This is a genomic window from Bacillus sp. 220_BSPC (genome assembly GCF_001054655.1).
Classification (GTDB): Bacteria; Bacillota; Bacilli; order Bacillales; family DSM-1321; genus Peribacillus; species Peribacillus frigoritolerans.
The window spans coordinates 36,439-54,853 of the sequence record NZ_JVPL01000183.1 but is presented as its reverse complement, the minus strand read 5'-3'; the positions used below and the strand labels follow the sequence as shown (position 1 = coordinate 54,853).

Annotated in this window: 15 protein-coding genes; all 15 read left to right on the top strand. The window is 40.8% G+C overall.

Annotated features, from left to right (window positions below; translation table 11 throughout):
- Positions 1–259 precede the first annotated feature (259 nt).
- Entirely contained in the window at positions 260–1,021 is a 762-nt protein-coding gene (locus ADA55_RS13100) for a helix-turn-helix transcriptional regulator (protein WP_054395858.1), read from the top strand.
- A 111-nt stretch (positions 1,022–1,132) separates the two neighbouring features.
- Complete coding sequence (locus ADA55_RS13095) at positions 1,133–2,380, top strand: GTPase family protein (RefSeq protein ID WP_048684495.1); 1,248 nt, start codon at positions 1,133–1,135, stop codon at positions 2,378–2,380.
- Between the two features lie 116 nt (positions 2,381–2,496).
- Positions 2,497–3,639, top strand: a complete 1,143-nt coding sequence (locus ADA55_RS13090; protein WP_048684493.1) for an acyl-CoA dehydrogenase family protein — start codon at positions 2,497–2,499, stop codon at positions 3,637–3,639.
- 806 nt (positions 3,640–4,445) lie between these two features.
- Positions 4,446–4,778, top strand: a complete 333-nt coding sequence (locus ADA55_RS13085; protein ID WP_048684492.1) for a (2Fe-2S) ferredoxin domain-containing protein — start codon at positions 4,446–4,448, stop codon at positions 4,776–4,778.
- 392 nt (positions 4,779–5,170) lie between these two features.
- Entirely contained in the window at positions 5,171–6,433 is a 1,263-nt protein-coding gene (locus tag ADA55_RS13080) for a sensor histidine kinase (protein ID WP_048882898.1), read from the top strand.
- Positions 6,434–6,542: 109 nt separating this feature from the next.
- On the top strand, positions 6,543–8,531 hold the full coding sequence (locus tag ADA55_RS13075) for an acetoacetate--CoA ligase (RefSeq protein WP_048684488.1): 1,989 nt from the start codon (positions 6,543–6,545) through the stop codon (positions 8,529–8,531).
- Between the two features lie 214 nt (positions 8,532–8,745).
- Positions 8,746–9,339: a TetR/AcrR family transcriptional regulator gene (locus ADA55_RS13070; RefSeq protein WP_048684485.1), complete on the top strand. Its 594-nt coding sequence runs from the start codon at positions 8,746–8,748 to the stop codon at positions 9,337–9,339.
- A 111-nt stretch (positions 9,340–9,450) separates the two neighbouring features.
- Positions 9,451–9,774: an antibiotic biosynthesis monooxygenase family protein gene (locus ADA55_RS13065; protein ID WP_048684483.1), complete on the top strand. Its 324-nt coding sequence runs from the start codon at positions 9,451–9,453 to the stop codon at positions 9,772–9,774.
- Between the two features lie 74 nt (positions 9,775–9,848).
- Entirely contained in the window at positions 9,849–10,391 is a 543-nt protein-coding gene (locus ADA55_RS13060) for an NADPH-dependent FMN reductase (protein WP_048684481.1), read from the top strand.
- A gap of 328 nt (positions 10,392–10,719) precedes the next feature.
- Entirely contained in the window at positions 10,720–11,712 is a 993-nt protein-coding gene (locus tag ADA55_RS13055; protein WP_048684478.1) for a thiamine pyrophosphate-dependent dehydrogenase E1 component subunit alpha, read from the top strand.
- Between the two features lie 21 nt (positions 11,713–11,733).
- Positions 11,734–12,768 carry an alpha-ketoacid dehydrogenase subunit beta gene (locus tag ADA55_RS13050; RefSeq protein WP_048684476.1) on the top strand — a complete coding sequence of 345 codons (1,035 nt, stop codon included), beginning with the start codon at positions 11,734–11,736 and terminating at the stop codon, positions 12,766–12,768.
- Positions 12,769–12,872: 104 nt separating this feature from the next.
- Entirely contained in the window at positions 12,873–14,093 is a 1,221-nt protein-coding gene (locus tag ADA55_RS13045; protein WP_048684474.1) for a dihydrolipoamide acetyltransferase family protein, read from the top strand.
- Between the two features lie 16 nt (positions 14,094–14,109).
- Positions 14,110–15,492: a dihydrolipoyl dehydrogenase gene (lpdA, locus tag ADA55_RS13040; protein ID WP_048684471.1), complete on the top strand. Its 1,383-nt coding sequence runs from the start codon at positions 14,110–14,112 to the stop codon at positions 15,490–15,492.
- A gap of 19 nt (positions 15,493–15,511) precedes the next feature.
- On the top strand, positions 15,512–16,288 hold the full coding sequence (locus ADA55_RS13035; RefSeq protein ID WP_048684469.1) for an acetoin reductase: 777 nt from the start codon (positions 15,512–15,514) through the stop codon (positions 16,286–16,288).
- Positions 16,289–16,494: 206 nt separating this feature from the next.
- On the top strand, positions 16,495–18,384 hold the full coding sequence (locus ADA55_RS13030) for a sigma-54-dependent Fis family transcriptional regulator (protein WP_048684468.1): 1,890 nt from the start codon (positions 16,495–16,497) through the stop codon (positions 18,382–18,384).
- The last annotated feature ends 31 nt before the right edge of the window (positions 18,385–18,415 follow it).

Below are 18,415 nucleotides of genomic sequence, written 5' to 3'. Positions count from 1 at the left end.
GGGGTTCAGAATTTTTTAATTCCGAACCCCTTTTGTCTACAAACTGAAACGGCCTTATCATAGGCCGTTTCTTTTTTAGTTTTAAACTATTTCACAATAAACCTCGACAGAATATTCGGAATTCTCCTATCCCACAATAGATCGAATCCAAAAAATTGGTACTAGGCAGTTTGGCATTAAAAACTTTACTATTATGTGGCAGCACAGGATAATAAGGGGAAGGAAGAAATATTTAATTATATACAGTATTAAGGGGGGAATGACTGTGAAGAAAGGGGAGAAACTGTCTGCGACGGTAGAAACCGTGGGGTTGAGCCAGCGCGAATTTTTAACGATTTTCTTACTTCACTCTTTGAGGATAAAAGCGAATTATCCAAGGGCGATTCATCAGGACCTGAAAAATACGTTCACTGGAAAAGTGCATAGCTATGACTATTTATGTAAAATATCGAATACGCTAGTCGAATCCAATCATTTATCATTATATACGAATAAGGGAAGAAATTATTATCAAATAACGGAAAAAGGCAAAGAGCTTTACATATGGTATCAAGAAAATTTCCTGGAACGGTTTTCCGAAGTGAAAAAGGTCATTGATCGCTTCATGTTCGATTTAAGGGGATCTGGTGAAAACCCACCGGTTGTAAATGAGCTTCCAGAAGAATACAGGTCTTATTTCTCGAAAATAATATCGGTGAAGGATCTTGTCCGTTATGTAACTTTAAAAGCCGCTTTCACTAAGAAACCCATTTATATGGGGGAAATTGGCGATCTGCTTAAAAATCAGTTCGGTTGGATCGCTTCTAACGGCTATTTATACGATTTATCTCATGAAATGGAAGAGAACGGCCTACTTGTCGGCAGGTGGGAAAGTGAAAAACGAACTAAACGGTATTTACGAATAACCGATGAAGGACAGCATCATTACAAACAGATTGCGGATTCTGCGGCCTTTCAAGTCCAGGAAATTCAAAAATACATGGCCAGTGTCGTTATGTTCTTAAAAGAAAAGAGTTATTGATTAGAGAAATGGAACCCCTTAATTTGCAAGGAGAATGAAGTTACATGCTTAAATTGAATTGCTCAAGGGTAAATGTTACTTAAGACACTTCTTAAAAAGGGGGAATGAGTGATGGCGGAAAAACAAGATGAAATGGGAAGCATATTCAGTTTCATTAAAGGCCAGGTAGATAAGCTCCCAATTTCACAATCGAAAAAAACCAAAATGCTCGACCAGCTCTTAAAGCTGAAAACGATGACTGTTGATGCAAGGGAACCGCGAATCGCTCTTGTCGGAAGAAGAGGGTCTGGAAAATCCTCACTGATCAATGCGATGTTTGGTCAGGAACGGCAATATGTCAGTTCCGTTAAATCTGGAACGGGTAAGGGGAAATGGTTATGGTACCCGAGTGATGCCGAACCCAAAATTCGTTTACTGGATTCACGCGGGCTGGGTGAGAGTGAAGCTCCTACGGAAGAGTTCGAAGAAGATACACCATTGGATGAATTGATAAAAGCGGTGACTGAAGAACAGCCTGATGTGTTTCTTTTCTTGATTAAAGCAAAAGAAGCGGATTCACGAATTGAAGAAGATTTACAAGAATTGAATAAGCTGCGCAAGATCGTTAAAGAGAATCACCATTATGATGTTCCTGTCATCTGTGTGGTCACACAAGTGGATGAATTAGATCCGCCACATTATAAACAAGTACCTTTTGATGCCAATCCTAAGAAAAAAAAGAATATTGATGAAGCCATCGTTTTGATGTCAAAACGATTTAAAGATAGTGAAATACCACTTTTGAACATTATTCCTACTTGTTCGTATATTGATTTTGATGAAAGCGGAAATATTGAATATGATATGCGTTGGAACATAGATTTGCTTTCTGATTACTTAATTGAGGCCTTACCCAGTGAGGCGAAGCTGAAGACTGCCAAAGCGATGCAGAGCCAATTCGTTAAGAAGAAATTCGCGCGGACGATAGTGGGAACGTTTACGGCAATCGCAGGTCTAATCGGTGCAGAGCCAATACCTTTTGCCGATTTTCCCATTTTGACCGGCATTCAGGGTTTGATGATTGTGGTGATTGGTTTTATCGCGGATAAAGAAATCAATACGAAAACGGCAAGTGAATTCATTGCAGCGTTAGGAATCAATGTTGGCATCGGACTCCTTGTCAGGGAAGGTGTCAGGGCTGCAGTCCGTTTCATCCCAGGAGCTGGTCTAGTCGTTTCCGGTGCGGTAGCGGGTGCCGTCACTTATGGAATCGGGCAAGCCGCGATAGCTTACTTTCTCGAAAACAAAAATATTGATCAGGCGAAGGAGGCTTACAAGAACGCGAACAAAGAATATAAAAATGAAGACATTGACTCTTAATGTGCAGATTCGAACCATAAACTACACTAAGGTGATATGATAAAGTGGAGTTAGCCGTTCTGTTTCTGCTGCTGGATGGTTCAAGATTTTTGTTTACTAGAGGAGGGATAATCTTCATGTCGTTTTTTCAATCACAGAAGCAAAAAGAATATATACAAAAATTAGAGGAAGCGATTCAGTCCTTTACCGGCCGATCTGAGGCACTTGATGATTCAAAGGGATTTCCTTATGAAAACATTCAGGAGTTAAAGGAATTCGGATACCCCCTATTAACTTTAGCTAAAGAGCATGGCGGATATGGCGGTTCCTTATATGATTTTCTCCTATGCCAAGAAAAAATAGCTCAATTTTGCGGCCCAACAGCCTTAGGAATAGGCTGGCATGTCGGAACGGTACTTTCCTTATCGGAGAAGAGACCATGGGAAAAAGGAGTCATGAAAGAATTGTATGATGAAGTTTCAAAAGGTGCACTAATCAATACGGCAGCATCTGAGGCTGGAACGGGGAGCCCGACGCGCGGAGGCCGACCGGAAACCATCGCGATCAAAAAGGGTAATCAATGGAATTTGAATGGCAGAAAGACTTTTACTACACTCTCTCCCGTCCTTGATATTTTTCTAGTAACGGCATGGGTACCCGAGGATGAGCGACTTGGCACATTTTTAGTTCATCGTGATGTAAAGGGTGTAAGTATAGAAGAAACTTGGGATATGATTTCCATGCAGGGGACAGGAAGTCATGATCTGGTGTTAAAAGATGTCAGCCTGCCTGAAAAGTATTATGTCATGAAAAGCAATCCTGGTGAAAAAAGAAAACCTGAAGCGTGGCTATTACATATACCGGCTTGCTACTTGGGAATCGCAGTGGCTGCCAGAAATTACGCAGTCGAATTTGCGAAAACCTATTCTCCGAATAGCTTACCAGGACCAATCAGGGACCTTCCGAATGTTCAACGCACAATTGGGGAGATGGAACTGGAATTGGGTGAAGCACACCATTTCCTCTACTCTGTCGCAGAAAAATGGGTGCGGCAGCCTGAAAATCATGATGAATTATCGAAGCAATTGGGGGCAGTTAAGTTATCGGTCGTCAACAAATCGATTTCCATCGTCGATAAAGCGATGAGAGTCGTCGGAGCCAAAAGTTTACAACGAAACAATCCCCTGCAACGCTACTATAGGGATGTACGCGCAGGACTTCATAATCCTCCGATGGATGATGCGACAATCACCATGCTCGCAAAATCAGCTCTTTATTAATACTTATTCAAATATTTTTTTGATGGCACTGAAATGATCGTTTCAGTGTTTTTTTCTATTCTTTTTCTAACATTATTTTGTGTTTTCGTTTTAAGTACAGTTTTTAGGTGTAGTCTTTTTTCGTACACATGTAAGACTTCTAGAGTGTGGGGAAAACTAGAACAAAAGTCAAGGTTGAAAAAACCAGGTATTCACAAACTTAAGAACAAACATCTGAATGAATGAATGAGTCTCTACAGAGTTTTTCTTCATTTTTCTTATTTTGTGCCGCTAATCCATATTCCAACTCTCTGTCACTTATACAACCTTTATTTTTTCTAGAATTCGGGAGAAAAATAGTATTAGAAAATCTCTGAATCGGTGCTTGGCTTTTTTATGTTTTATGGGCAGTGCAATAAAGCGATTGAAGGTAGTGTAGAGAAAAGAACCTTTGAAGTGGAATTTAATCCAGACATGTACCATAACATTAAAAAAAGAACGTGCGAATTGTAGTACGATTTCTTTTAGAGTAACATATACTTTACCGGGGTATGGTTTATAATTTGTATGGTTTATCATTACCCTGGTCGTTAATTGTTTCCATACAATCCTGAGGAAAAAGGAAATGGCGTTTATACTCTGAAATTCGACTGCCTGAATACTCTTATAATGTGTTTGTTGATAGTAAACCCGGAAACCTTGCTATCAGGTTAGTCCCATAGAGTTTGAGGTTGATAAAAATTTGAGGAGAATTTAAATTTTATGGTAAAGTCTAGTGCTATCCATTCGTTATAGAGGCCAAATAATAAGGAAAAAGGGGAATTTATATGAACTTAGATGGGGTTAGCAAACATCTATTAATTTGCAACGGGAAAACATGTACGAAAAATGGAGCAGAAGAAGTAACAGAGACGATTAGAGGGGAATTGAAAAACTTAGAACTACAAAAGGAGATTCACACAACAAAAACATTATGCAACGGCCAATGCAAGCATGGTCCGATTGCTGTTCTATATCCACAAGGAACCTGGTATAAAGAAATGAATAAAACAAAAAGTAAAGAACTTATTCGTCAATTGAAAGAAAATGACAATGTTCATCTAGGTTCTGAACTTTATTACCATGATGGGAAAACATTCAAGAACCAGCAGAGTGAATGAACTGTAACATCTCACTTCTATATCTAAAAAGGGTTTCTGTATAGGACGCTTTTCTGGAAGAAAAAAATTTCGATATTCAGTGGACTGATCATTTTTAACAAATCAGTCGATAATTCTCCCCATTAATACTAATTGAAAATAATGGTAATTGAAAATTGTTCTCTTGGAAAATTCAACAGTTTTACCAATATGGAAAAAAGTACCTACCCGATCTTTAAGAACGGGTATTTTTTATATAACATTACCTCAATTTCTTTCCTGGATGGAGGAAGAGGTAACTTTTATTTTCCTCATAATAATTTCACTAGCTTATCATTATCTATCTTGTTATGATTGATATACCTGTCTAAATATTCGAAAAATATCGAAAGTTCGGTGTAGAAATGAATCTTATGACCAAAGATTTACTGATTAACTTTTTACTTATCCTTTTTCCGATCTTTTTATTGCAAATGAGCTATCTAGTGAAGTACGTATACCGTTTAGATGCATTAAAAGGATCCTTCCTATCGATTTTCCCTATTCTTTCACTTGTTCTATGCATGCTATTTCCCGTTGTAATAGAAGAGGATTTTGTTTGGGACCTTAGATGGATCCCTTTTCTGTTAGGCGGTTTATATGGAGGCTATCGGTTAGGAATCATATTGATAGTCATCACTCTTATTATCCGTTATTTATCAGGGGGTGATAATGGATTTTACATATCATGCATCACTTTTCCACTTGTGGGTGTTTCCTTGTTTTTTATATCTAAATACTATTTGAAACTCTCTGTCAGTAAAAAAATTCTCATCGGTATATCATTAATCTTCATTGTACATATTCTCACGCAGTTTATTTCAACAGTAGTATTTGAACTTACTATCGGCATAAGTCTATGGAAACAATACTTCACGATCCAAGTCATTGGAATCGTTGTTGTAATCTTACTATGGGAGGTCATCCTCACTAATTTTCAGGTTCTCGAAAAATTAGTGAAAGCGGAAAAATTGCAAATCGTTAGCCATCTGGCTGCAAGCATATCTCATGAAGTCAGAAATCCCCTTACAGTTACCAGGGGCTATATACAAATGTTAAGCGAAGACGTTTCTTCCCATACAAAGATCAGATATGCAAATATTGCATTGAAGGAATTAGATCGGGCCACGGATGTCATTAATGATTATTTGACGTTTGCTGCCATAAGCCCTGAAAACACGGAGCGATTAAAGGTATCGGAGGAAATTCAGCATGTCGTGAACAGCATAAAACCCCTGGCTGACAATAATGGAACAGAATTGAAGTTATCCTTATTCGAAGATGGAGCTTATTATATCATGGGGGAAAGGAAGAAATTCCAGCAGAGTTTGTTCAATATCTTAAAGAATGGCATAGAATCGATGGACCATGATGGCAAAATATACGTACATTTGATTCATGCTGCCTCCACCATCCAAATTAAGATCCAAGATCAGGGAATTGGAATGACACAGGAACAAATATATCGTTTAGGTGAGCCTTACTTCACGACAAAAAATAAAGGGACGGGATTGGGCATGATGGTTTCATATAGCGTTATCAAAAGCATGGATGGTACGGTACATGTGTCAAGTGTACAAGGGAAAGGGACATGTTTCTCCATTAACCTGCCCATACATAAATACGAGCCTAATTGAGTTTAGTGTAAATTGACAGTTTTAAAACTCATAGATTACAATTTAAGTAAATTACCAATTATTATGAAATAATTCAATGACGCATTTGATACCTAAGGGAGATGATTGAATGAAATCGCTTACAGATGGACAAATCATTTGGGAACCGACAAAGGAACAAATCGAGCAAACGGTATTGACGCAATATGTGAAATGGTTAAAAGAAAAGAAAGGTTTAACATTTCATGATTATCATGAATTATGGAAATGGTCGGTAGATGAACTGGAGCAATTTTGGGCTTCAATTTGGGATTATTGTGATGTAAAAGCCGGCAGGAAATATGACAGGGTTTTAGCGGAGCAATCTATGCCAGGTGCGAAATGGTTCGAGGGGGCAAGGCTTAATTATGCTGAAAATGCATTATTGAATGATCAAGAAGAGAAAACGGCGATATTTTTTCGTTCCGAACATATTAGGCAGCAAGAGGTTAGCTGGAAAGAGTTGAAAGAAAAAGTGGCCTCTGTCGCCCATTCATTAAGGAAACTTGGTGTGAAATCCGGTGACCGTGTTGTTGCCTATATGCCAAACATACCCGAAGCGGTGATAGCTTTCTTGGCAACTGTGAGCATTGGTGCCATCTGGTCCAGTTGTTCACCTGACTTTGGGGCAAGAAGTGTCATAGATCGTTTCAAACAGATTGAACCGGTTGTATTACTGGCGGTTGATGGGTATCAATACAATGGAAATGTACATGATAAAACACCAGTCGTCTCACAGCTTAAACAGGAATTGGTCTCTGTTAAGCATACCGTGCTGGTTCCTTACATAGAAAAGAAGATTTTGGAAGTGAGTCTGACAGATACGATTCCGTGGGATGACCTTTTAAAAGAAAAGGCAGAATTATCTTTTGAAAGTGTTCCTTTCGATCATCCGCTTTGGATTCTCTATTCATCAGGTACAACCGGGATGCCAAAACCGATTGTACAAGGGCATGGCGGTATATTATTGGAGCATTTTAAATCAACAAGAATCCATCAAGGCTTGACTTCCGAGGATACCGTATTCTGGTTTACGACGACAGGCTGGATGATGTGGAATCTCCTTATGGGTGGTTTGCTAAATGAAGGTACCATCGTCCTTTATGACGGCAGTCCTTCTTTTCCGAATATGGAGGTTCTTTGGGAATTGGCGGAAGATACAGGCATGACCTTCTTTGGAACAAGTGCACCATTCCTTACGAATTCCATGAAGTTAGGAAACAAGCCTCTGGGAAAATATGATTTATCGAAATTGAAGGCTCTTTTTTCCACTGGAGCTCCATTATCTGGAGACGGTTATATATGGGTGTATGAAAATGTCAAAAAGGATATCTGGCTCAGTTCATCCAGTGGCGGGACCGATGTATGTGCCGGATTTGTAGGCGGAGTTCCAATATTGCCCGTGAGAATCGGAGAGATACAAGGAAGGGCATTGGGTGTTTGTGCGGAAGCCTTTGATGAGCATGGTCAAACATTGATTAATGAAGTCGGGGAATTGGTCATTACCAAACCGATGCCGTCCATGCCGCTATATTTCTGGAATGATCAAGATGGGACAAGATACTACGAGAGTTATTTCGATACGTATCCTGGTATATGGAAACATGGTGATTGGATAAAGATCGACGACAAGGGCAGCTGTATCATTTATGGACGTTCCGACTCGACCATCAATCGTTCTGGTGTACGGATGGGAACTAGCGATATCTACCGGGTCGTCGAAGCGATAGACGAGGTGATGGAAAGCCTAGTCATTGATAGGGAAGTGCTTGGCCGCGGTTCCTCACTGCTGTTGTTCGTAGTCCTAAAGCCCGGGGAAAGTCTGGATCCAGCATTGACGGCAAAAATCAAGGAACAAATCAGAGGGCATGTATCCCCTCGCTTTATCCCTGACCAAATCCATGTCGTTGGACAAATTCCTAAAACGTTGAACGGAAAGAAGATGGAAGTCCCGATACGTAAAGTATTATTAGGTTTCGAGTTTGATAAAGTAGTGAATGCAGACTCCATGGGAAATCCAGAATCGCTACAGTATTTTAAAGAATTGGCACTCGAGTTGAATGAGAAAAAAATATTCTAGAATTCAGGCGGAGCAGAAAAGCTCCGTCTTTTATTTGTTTTTCCTGAATGGCCTTGGTGTTAATTCCCCAATAAGGTTCACTCTTCTGGAGTGGCCTGCCATCGTAAAAAATATATTACTGTTGGAAATATTTTCTTGACAATTTAAAAACAGATGAATAGAATAAAATGGAAAGTCAGTAAGTACTGACAGTCCATTCGGAGGAAGTGAGAGCATGAATAGCAGTAATAAGCTTAGTACCGATGATAAGCTGCTGTTGGCGGCAATCGATCTAATTGCAGAGAAAGGGTACAATGGTGTTTCTACTCAGGAAATTGCTGGTTCCGCAGGTTTTAGTGAAAAAACACTATTCCGTCGGTTTGGAAGCAAGCAAAATCTTTTAGAAACGGCATTTGACCGATATCATTATGCTGAAGAGATGACCAAACTTTTTAATGAAGAGCAAATCGTGTGGGATTTGCATTCAGATTTACAACTGATCAGTCGAACATATCATGAAATCATGAATCGTAACCGGAAAATGATTATGATAAGTATCAAGGAGGAAGGCAATTTACCTGGTTTTCGAGAAAAAACACAAAAGCATCCCCGACAGTTACTGGGAATTTTGACAAACTATTTTAACACGATGCATGAAAAAGGAAAGCTTATTCCCACAGACCCAGAGCTTCAGGCATTGTCGTTCATGATGATGAATTTTGGTGCCTTTATGAACAATCTTGATGCCGATGAGAACTATCCAACCGTGTCCCTGGAGGCATTTATCATGGAGAGTGTGCAAACATTTACTAGGGCTTTGACTCCCTAGTTTTTGAATAATTATAATGACAGTTAGTACTGACGTACCATTGTGATTGTAAAGGAAATGCCAATTTTTAATGAACTAAAAAAATAGATTAAATGACAGGAGATTATGAATATGAAATCAAGTAATACAATAGTATGGATTAATGTATTTACAGCTAAACCAGGCAAACTAGATGAATTGGTTGCTATCCAAGCTGAAGAACTGCTCAATTTCAAGAAGGGATCACAAGGTGTTCCCGGTTGGATCAGCAGCCGTTGGCATCGTTCTGTAGATAATGATAAGGCAATTATGGTAACGACCTTTGAGAGTATTGATTTTCATAAAAATTGGTTAGAAAAAAGTGAATTCAGAGAACATCTTAACAAAATAAACCATCTGATTGAAGATACAGAAGGTGGGTACTACACGTTAGTGGAAGAGATTGAAAATATGTAAATCCATCAACTTATAAAGGTTATATTCTTAAAACAATTAATTGGCCAGTCAGTTTTTACGAGGAGGCGAAAACATTGGAAAAATTAAAGATTGGAATTATCTTAGGAAGCACACGAATAGGACGCGTAAGTCCACAAGTGGGAAATTGGGTTAAAGAAATAGCTGATAAACGAGAAGATGCAACTTATGAAATCGTCGATATCGCAGATTTCAAATTGCCGTTTTTTGGAGAAGGCACTGGTAAAGAACCAGGATTATTAGCTTGGTCAGAAAAACTCTCTAGCTTGGATGGTTTTGTGTTTATCGTACAAGAATATAATCACAGCATTACAGGGGCATTAAAAAACGCACTTGATTCCGCACGTGATGAATGGAACAACAAAGCTGCGGGCATCGTAAGCTATGGTTCAACTGGCGGAGCCCGTGCAGCCGAACATTTGCGTGGCATATTAGGGGAATTACTAGTTGCGGACGTTCGTGTAAATCCAACATTATCGCTATTTACAGACTTTGAAAACTTCAAAACGTTTAAACCAGCTGATTTACACCTTGGTAATGTCCATGCAATGCTAGATCAAACAATTGCATGGAGCGGTGCGCTAAAAAATTTACGTTAAGCTTGATAGTTTACTAGCTAGGTCCTTCCTCTCTAACTATTTAACAAAAATTCATGTTAGTAAGTACTGAAACCTAAATAAATGGTGCATAAAGAGCTTACTCCTTAAACAGGCTGCCTCTACATTCAAACCATCTTTTCACTTCAGTGATAAGTGAATTCGGATCGTATATTTTAAACAAAACGAGACAAAACGAGACAGCAATCTCATTTTGTCTCGTTTTGTTTCTGCTGAAAATAGCTAAAGTCCTAATTTTATCGCCTCCCATTTTGGCACGGCAATTGCACTATATAAGATTGACTCGCTATTACTGATTGGGGGCTGAAAAATGGAAACGGTTCAATCGAATGAAATAAAGTTATCACAGGACAAAGCTTATTGGATGTACAAGAAAATGCTGGAGATCAGAAAATTCGAAGACCAAGTTCATGAATCTTTTGCAAAAGGGATTTTACCTGGGTTTGTCCATTTATATGCAGGGGAAGAAGCGGTTGCTGTTGGTGTATGTGCCCATCTATCCGAAAAGGACAGCATTACAAGCACCCACAGAGGCCATGGCCACTGTATTGCAAAAGAATGCGACCTAAACGGGATGATGGCTGAAATCTATGGGAAAGTGACCGGGCTTTGCAAAGGAAAAGGCGGTTCCATGCATATTGCCGATTTGGATAAAGGGATGTTAGGTGCAAACGGGATAGTCGGTGGAGGCTTTCCGCTCGCATGCGGTGCAGCATTAACTGCCAAATATAAAAAGACCGATCACGTTAGTGTATGTTTTTTTGGTGACGGTGCCAATAATCATGGGACATTCCATGAAGGGATAAATCTGGCGGCAATCTGGAAGCTGCCCGTAATATTCATCGCTGAAAATAATGGGTATGGGGAAGCCACGCCTTTCGACTATGCTTCTAGCTGTAAAACGATAGCCGATCGTGCGATAAGCTACAATATCCCGGGTGTCCGGGTGGATGGGAAAGATGTATTGGCTGTGTATAAGGCTGCTGAAGAAGCCGTTCAGAGGGCTCGCAGGGGAGAAGGCCCATCATTGATCGAATGCGTTACTTATCGTAATTATGGCCACTTCGAGGGAGATGCACAGAAGTATAAAAAGGAACAAGACAAAAAGGAGCATAAACAAGAGAAAGATGCGATTGCCCTATTTAGGAATTACTTGCTGAATCAGAATCTGCTGGCGGAAAAAGAACTGATTTCTCTTGAGAATGCCGTTGCGGAATCTATTAAACAAGCAGTCAAGTTCAGTGAAGATAGCCCATATCCAGAGGCATCCGATTTATTAAACGATGTTTATGTATCTTATTAAAGTATAAAAGGAGGAATTGAGATGAGTAGAAAAATCAGTATGTCACAGGCAATAAATGAAGCAATGGCCATGGCAATGAGAAAAGATGAAAATGTCATCCTTATGGGAGAAGATGTAGCCGGCGGTGCAGAGGTCGATCATTTGCAGGATGACGAAGCATGGGGGGGGGTTTTAGGTGTCACGAAAGGATTGGTTCAAGAATTTGGCCGGGATAGAATCCTTGATACACCCATTGCGGAAGCAGGATATATGGGAGCGGCCATGGCAGCCGCTTCGACAGGCTTGCGACCGATTGCCGAGTTAATGTTCAACGATTTCATTGGCAGCTGTTTGGATGAAGTATTGAATCAAGGTGCGAAGTTCCGCTATATGTTTGGCGGTAAAGCACAGGTTCCCGTGACGATCCGTACGATGCATGGTGCAGGGTTCAGGGCTGCAGCTCAGCATTCACAAAGCCTTTATGCCTTGTTCACCAGCATTCCTGGATTGAAGGTCGTCGTTCCCTCATCCCCCTATGACGCAAAAGGGCTCTTACTTTCAGCCATTGAAGATAATGACCCCGTCATCTTTTTTGAAGATAAAACGCTATACAACATGGTAGGGGAGGTTCCGGAAGGCTACTATACAATTCCAATCGGTAAAGCTGAAATGAAAAGGAAAGGCTCGGATTTGACAATCGTTGCCATCGGTAAACAAGTTCACACCGCGATGGAGGCTGCTGAAAAACTCACAGCTAAAGGCATTGAAGTTGAGATTGTCGATCCGCGGAGCTTGTCACCACTGGATGAAGAATCGATTCTCTCCTCTGTGGCAAAAACAAATCGTTTGATCGTGATCGATGAAGCGAACCCAAGATGCAGCGTTGCAACGGATATTGCCGCACTGGTGGCGGATAAGGGGTTTGATACGCTCGATGCGCCAATTAAGAGGATTACGGCACCACATACACCTGTCCCTTTTTCTCCACCGCTTGAAGATTTGTACCTTCCTACATCAGAAAAAGTGATACAAGTCGTTTCAGAATTATTAGGGGAACCTTCCATTCTAGGAGTGTAAATAAATCCAGATGCATGCTCCAGCTTTTTTGCATTGAACTGCAAAAGTTGGAGCAACAAAACCAATGATGGACAAACAAACCATTATGAAGGGAGAAATTAGATATGGCTGTCGAAGTGGTAATGCCGAAATTGGGCATGGCAATGAAAGAAGGCACTGTTTCGTTATGGAGTAAGGCTGTTGGGGATCCAGTCGAAAAAGGTGAAGCAATAGCCAGCATCAATTCAGAGAAAATAGAAATGGATATTGAATCTCCAGCGGAAGGTACGATTCTGAATATAGCTGTTCAAGAAGGACAAGGAGTACCTCCAGGAACCGTTATCTGTCATATCGGAGATCCGAATGAAAAAATAAAGATCGATGAACCTGTTGCTGTAGAGACCCAGTTGAAAATTGATGAACAAGAAAAGCCGAAAACAAAAGAGTCCCCCACTTTGCCAATGGGAGATCGATTGATGATCACTCCGGTTGCACGAAAAATGGCACAGGCAGCGAATCTTGACATTGAAAAGATAGAAGGCACCGGGCCAGGAGGAAGAATCACTAAAGAAGATGTCCAGAAAGTAATTGAGGAAAGGGATTCCATCCCGGTAAATACAGAAAAAAGAATAGTTCCGCCCAAACCTGCTATAGAGAGTCAGCAGCAGATTCCTGTTATGGGAATGAGGAACATCATTGCCAAACGTATGAAAGAGAGCTTGCAAAGCAGTGCCCAATTAACGCTAACGATGAAAGTTGATGTCACTGATCTAGTCATTTTGCAAAAACAGGCTACAGAAACACTGCAAAAACACGACTCAACTAAATTGACTATAACGGACTTTGTTGCCAAGGCTGTCGTGCTTTCACTTAAAGAGCACCCTAAAATGAATAGTGCCTATATTGAAGATAACATCATTTTGTATGAGCATATCCATCTTGGATTAGCGGTGGCATTGGAGAATGGACTAGTGGTTCCCGTCATAAGAAATGCCGAAAATTGTACCCTAAGACAGTTATCGAATAAGGGAAAGGAGTTGGCCCGGTGCGCACGTAACGGTCAATTGCCAATTGAAGACATGCAAGGGTCCACTTTTACAATCAGTAACCTCGGGGCATTTGGCGTTGAGCATTTTACACCCATTCTCAATACTCCGGAAACGGGGATACTTGGAATTGGCTCTGCTTACGATACCCCGCTTTATATTGGTGAAGAATTGGAGAGGAGAACGATCTTGCCACTCAGTTTAACTTTTGATCACCGTGTACTGGACGGAGCACCCGCTGCTGCCTTTTTACAAACACTAAAACGGTATTTAGAAGAGCCGATCACCGTTATTTTATAGAAAAGGAGGGAAAGCCTTGAATCGTATAGTTATTATAGGCGGTGGTCCTGCAGGGTATGTAGCGGCAATCACTGCTGCCCAGCAGGATAAGGAGGTCATATTGGTAGTCGATGGGCCATTGGGCGGAACCTGTTTAAACGAAGGCTGCATGCCAACGAAATCATTATTGAAAAGTGCCGATACGTATGACTTGGTGAAAAATGCCGGGCAAATGGGAATTCGCCTTTCCCCCCATTCGATTGAAGTCGATTGGGATACCGTACAGGAACGAAAAAGAGAGGTCATCTTTAAACTAGTGAACGGCATTCGATATTTAATGGGTAAGAATAAAATAAAAGTTATACAGGGCAGAGCTTCTATCCTTTCAAGCAATCGACTGCGGATCGAGAACGGAAATGAAAATGAAGTGATTGATGCAAGTAAGATCATCATTTCAACGGGTTCTGAACCGATTCCACTACCTTTTGCGCCGTTTGATGGTGAATGGATCATTCACAGTGGTCATGCCATGTCACTTCCTGCCATTCCCGATTCCCTGCTAATTGTCGGAGGGGGCGTCATCGGATGTGAATTTGCCAGCATTTATAGCAGGATGGGCGCCGAGGTTACCGTTATCGAAATGGGGGAAAAGCTGCTTCCAGGGGAAGATGAGGATATCACGAGCATACTGCATGAAGAATTGAAAAACCAAGGCGTTACGGTCCATACCTCCACAGCTGTCAAAAACATCAATGCAACCAGTAAAACAGTATATTTAGAGAATAGCGATGGCAAATTGGAAGAAATGCAAGCTGATTACGTACTCGTATCTATAGGGAGAAGACCAAGAGTGAACGGAATAGGCTTAGAGGAAAACGATATTGATTTTTCCCGACTTGGCATCTCGGTGGATGATCGAATGCAAACAAGCAATCCATCGATTTATGCCTGCGGTGATGTGATAGGGGGCATCCAACTTGCCCATGTAGCTTTTCATGAAGGGCGTGTGGCGGCCCTGAATGCCTGCGGTCAATTTGCACAAGTGAATTACCGGGCAATCCCTCGCTGCATTTATACCTCCCCCGAGATTGCGAGTGTAGGCTTGACCGAAAAAGAAGCGCGTCAAAAATATGGTGAAATAAAAGTAGGTGAATTCGCTTTTTCGGCAAATGGGAAAGCTGTCCTTTCCAATAAACCGGTAGGAAAGGTCAAAATCCTAGTGAATCCACAATATAATGAAATTTTAGGTTTTTCCATTGTTGGTCAGCATGCAACAGAATTGATTGGACAAGGAACGATCATGCTGCATGCAGAAATAACGGCAGATATGATGGAAGATTTAGTGGCGGCGCATCCAACCTTGTCGGAAGCCATACATGAAGCTCTTTTAAATGTTGTTGGTCAAGCTGTGCATTGCTAAAACTGAAGGGGGAATTTGTATGGCTAGCGGTCAACGGATGGCGATAGTCACTGGTGCAGGTCGTGGTATCGGACGTGCCATTGCTTTAAGATTAGCTCAAGATGGATTGAATGTGGTCATTAACGACGTCAATCTGGATACGGCTGAATCGGTCGTGAATGAGATAAGGGAATTTGGACGTGAAAGTTTTGCCGTTAAAGCGGATGTAAGCAATAGACGGGAAGTATTCGAAATGGTGAATCAAGTTGTGGAACGTTTTGGACAACTGGATGTTATGGTTTCAAATGCAGGAATTGCACAAATAAAGCCTCTATTGGAAGTAACTCAAGAAGATCTTGAACAGATTTTCAATATAAATGTAAATGGTGTCCTCTTTTGCCTGCAAGCCGCGGCAGAACAAATGAAAAAGCAAGAAGGCGGGAAAATCATAAGTGCTGCCAGCATCGCCAGTTATAAAGGATTTAGCTTACTAGGTACATACTCGGCCACGAAATTTGCCGTAAGAGGAATTACACAAGCGGCTGCACAGGAATTAGCCCAGTTTGGCATTACGGTGAATGCCTACTGTCCAGGAATTGTCGGGACGCAAATGTGGGATTTAATCGATGAAAAAATGGGTCAATATATGAATCTTGCTAAAGGGGAAACATTTAAAAAGTTTACAGATTCCATAACCTTAGGACGGTCCGAAACCCCAGAAGACGTAGCGAAATTCGTCTCTTACCTCGCTTCACCGGATTCGGATTATATGACAGGTCAATCCATCATGATTGATGGAGGAGTTATTTTTTCATAAACTTTATTGTTTTAAATGGAGAAGCATCATGTGAATGATCACATGATGCTTTTTTGTAAACTCAATCTATATATTGTAAGCGAATACATAATCTACTATAATTAAAAAGACCTCGAATAACATCCTATTTTATTACTCCATGGTATTTTTCCTCTAGATTGACTGGTCAAATGAAGGTTCAAACCAAATGATTAGAGGAGGATTATATGCTATCCACCAGTTGTTATCTACGTACATGGGAACGCTTTGTCAGTGAAGGGGTTCTCGATTCAAATCGTCTGAACAAGCGAATAATGGAATCCTGGTATCGCTGCAAAAAAGATCAAGTCAACCCATACCTTAATAAAGGCAAACATATTTTGACGGATGAATTATTGGACATTCAAAGAGAAAAAAACTCCTTCCTATTAGAAGTGGCATCACCCCAATTATCCAGGATGAATCAATCGATAAAAGAATCTGGAATGATGGCTTTATTGGTCGATCCGGATGGGTATGTCCTTTCACTTTCCGGAAACGAGAAAATCCTCGATGAGGCAGGAAAAATAAATTTTGTGGAGGGCGTATGCTGGACGGAGGGTGAGGTCGGAACGAACGCAATTGGAACAGCTTTGAAAACGGGTGAAGCCGTAATGATCCAAGGTACCGAGCACTATTCGATTGCCTCGCACAAATGGAGTTGCTCTGCGATGCCCATATTAAATGAAGACGGTAAGATATTGGGAGTTTTGGATATATCATGTCCAGTAGAATATTTCCATCCCTCCATGCTGGGGATGGTAGCCAATTTGGCATATACGATCGAACAGGAAATGGGAATGCGTTCCTATAAAAAGGAGCTGGCACTGACCCAGCACTCGATAGAACTTGCAGAAACCTATCCAGATTTGCCTTTTATCGTATGTAATCATAAACAAATGATAATCTCCGCCAGTAAACAGGTTCGCAAAAAAATTCCTCAATCCATTGGTATGGCGTTGGCCGATCTGTTAAATCATGGATATCGAATCGTAAAGGAAAATCCGCTTCTATCCAAAGAGGATAATAGGATTTCCGGTAAGTGTTTATTCTTATCGGAGAATCATGGTCGTGAAGCCAATAGGCTTTTTCCTACTTCAATGCCTTTAGAAAGATTTGCCTTCGAAGGGGAAAGAGGGATTAGTGAATCCTTTCATAACACATTACGTAAAGTGAAGCTTGTTGCACCGACAGAAGCAAATGTGTATATATCCGGTGAAACAGGTGTCGGGAAAGAGCTTATTGCCAAGGCTATTCATGATAATGGCATCCGCAAAAAAGGACCGTTCGTCACGATAAATTGCGGAGCCATACCTAAGGATTTAATGGAAAGTGAACTATTCGGGTATGTTGAGGGCGCTTTTACAGGTGCTAAACGGCAAGGTCACAAAGGGAAGTTCGAGCAGGCAAATGGAGGAACCATTTTTCTCGATGAAATCGGTGAAATCCCTTCAGCGATGCAGGTTGCCTTACTGCGTGTTCTTCAGGAAAGAAAAATCGTTCCGATCGGCGGCACAAAAAGCATATCATTGGATATTCGCATTATCACTGCAACACACCGTAATCTTGAAGAGCTTGTCAATGAAGGGTCCTTTCGGAAGGATTTATACTATCGGCTGAACGTTTACCCCATTCATGTACCTCCCTTAAGGGAAAGGATTGAAGATATTCCTTATCTAGTCAACTACTTGTGTTCGAAGAATAATTGGAATAGTCCATTAACGGAAGAATTATTGAATCGTTTAAAGGAGTACAATTGGCCAGGCAATATTAGAGAATTGCAGAATGTACTTCAGCGATTGACCATCTTACTAGCAGAAGGACCTCTGGATTATGTTAAAGTGTTGAATTCCATGCATTCACAGCCGGTTACACAGCATGATGATTTCCCTGCATGGGAGGAACCTGGTGGTAAAAAAGGAATCAAGGGAAATGAACTGACGATCCGTGAAAAAATTCAACGGGATCTAATGATAGAGGCATTACAAAAATCAAGAGGAAATGTCACTGCTGCAGCAAAGCTGATGGATATACCAAGAAGTACATTTTACAAGCGGCTCCATAAGTATGGTATATAGACATGCGTGTGTACATTATGTAAGAAAAGCA

Excerpts from the sequence above, each read along its gene's own strand:
- ADA55_RS13100 (WP_054395858.1), top strand. The coding sequence starts at position 260 with ATGACTGTGAAGAAAGGGGAGAAACTGTCTGCGACGGTAGAAACCGTG.
- ADA55_RS13095 (WP_048684495.1), top strand. The coding sequence starts at position 1,133 with ATGGCGGAAAAACAAGATGAAATGGGAAGCATATTCAGTTTCATTAAA.
- ADA55_RS13090 (WP_048684493.1), top strand. The coding sequence starts at position 2,497 with ATGTCGTTTTTTCAATCACAGAAGCAAAAAGAATATATACAAAAATTA.
- ADA55_RS13085 (WP_048684492.1), top strand. The coding sequence starts at position 4,446 with ATGAACTTAGATGGGGTTAGCAAACATCTATTAATTTGCAACGGGAAA.
- ADA55_RS13080 (WP_048882898.1), top strand. The coding sequence starts at position 5,171 with ATGACCAAAGATTTACTGATTAACTTTTTACTTATCCTTTTTCCGATC.
- ADA55_RS13075 (WP_048684488.1), top strand. The coding sequence starts at position 6,543 with ATGAAATCGCTTACAGATGGACAAATCATTTGGGAACCGACAAAGGAA.
- ADA55_RS13070 (WP_048684485.1), top strand. The coding sequence starts at position 8,746 with ATGAATAGCAGTAATAAGCTTAGTACCGATGATAAGCTGCTGTTGGCG.
- ADA55_RS13065 (WP_048684483.1), top strand. The coding sequence starts at position 9,451 with ATGAAATCAAGTAATACAATAGTATGGATTAATGTATTTACAGCTAAA.
- ADA55_RS13055 (WP_048684478.1), top strand. The coding sequence starts at position 10,720 with ATGGAAACGGTTCAATCGAATGAAATAAAGTTATCACAGGACAAAGCT.
- ADA55_RS13050 (WP_048684476.1), top strand. The coding sequence starts at position 11,734 with ATGAGTAGAAAAATCAGTATGTCACAGGCAATAAATGAAGCAATGGCC.
- ADA55_RS13045 (WP_048684474.1), top strand. The coding sequence starts at position 12,873 with ATGGCTGTCGAAGTGGTAATGCCGAAATTGGGCATGGCAATGAAAGAA.
- ADA55_RS13035 (WP_048684469.1), top strand. The coding sequence starts at position 15,512 with ATGGCTAGCGGTCAACGGATGGCGATAGTCACTGGTGCAGGTCGTGGT.
- ADA55_RS13030 (WP_048684468.1), top strand. The coding sequence starts at position 16,495 with ATGCTATCCACCAGTTGTTATCTACGTACATGGGAACGCTTTGTCAGT.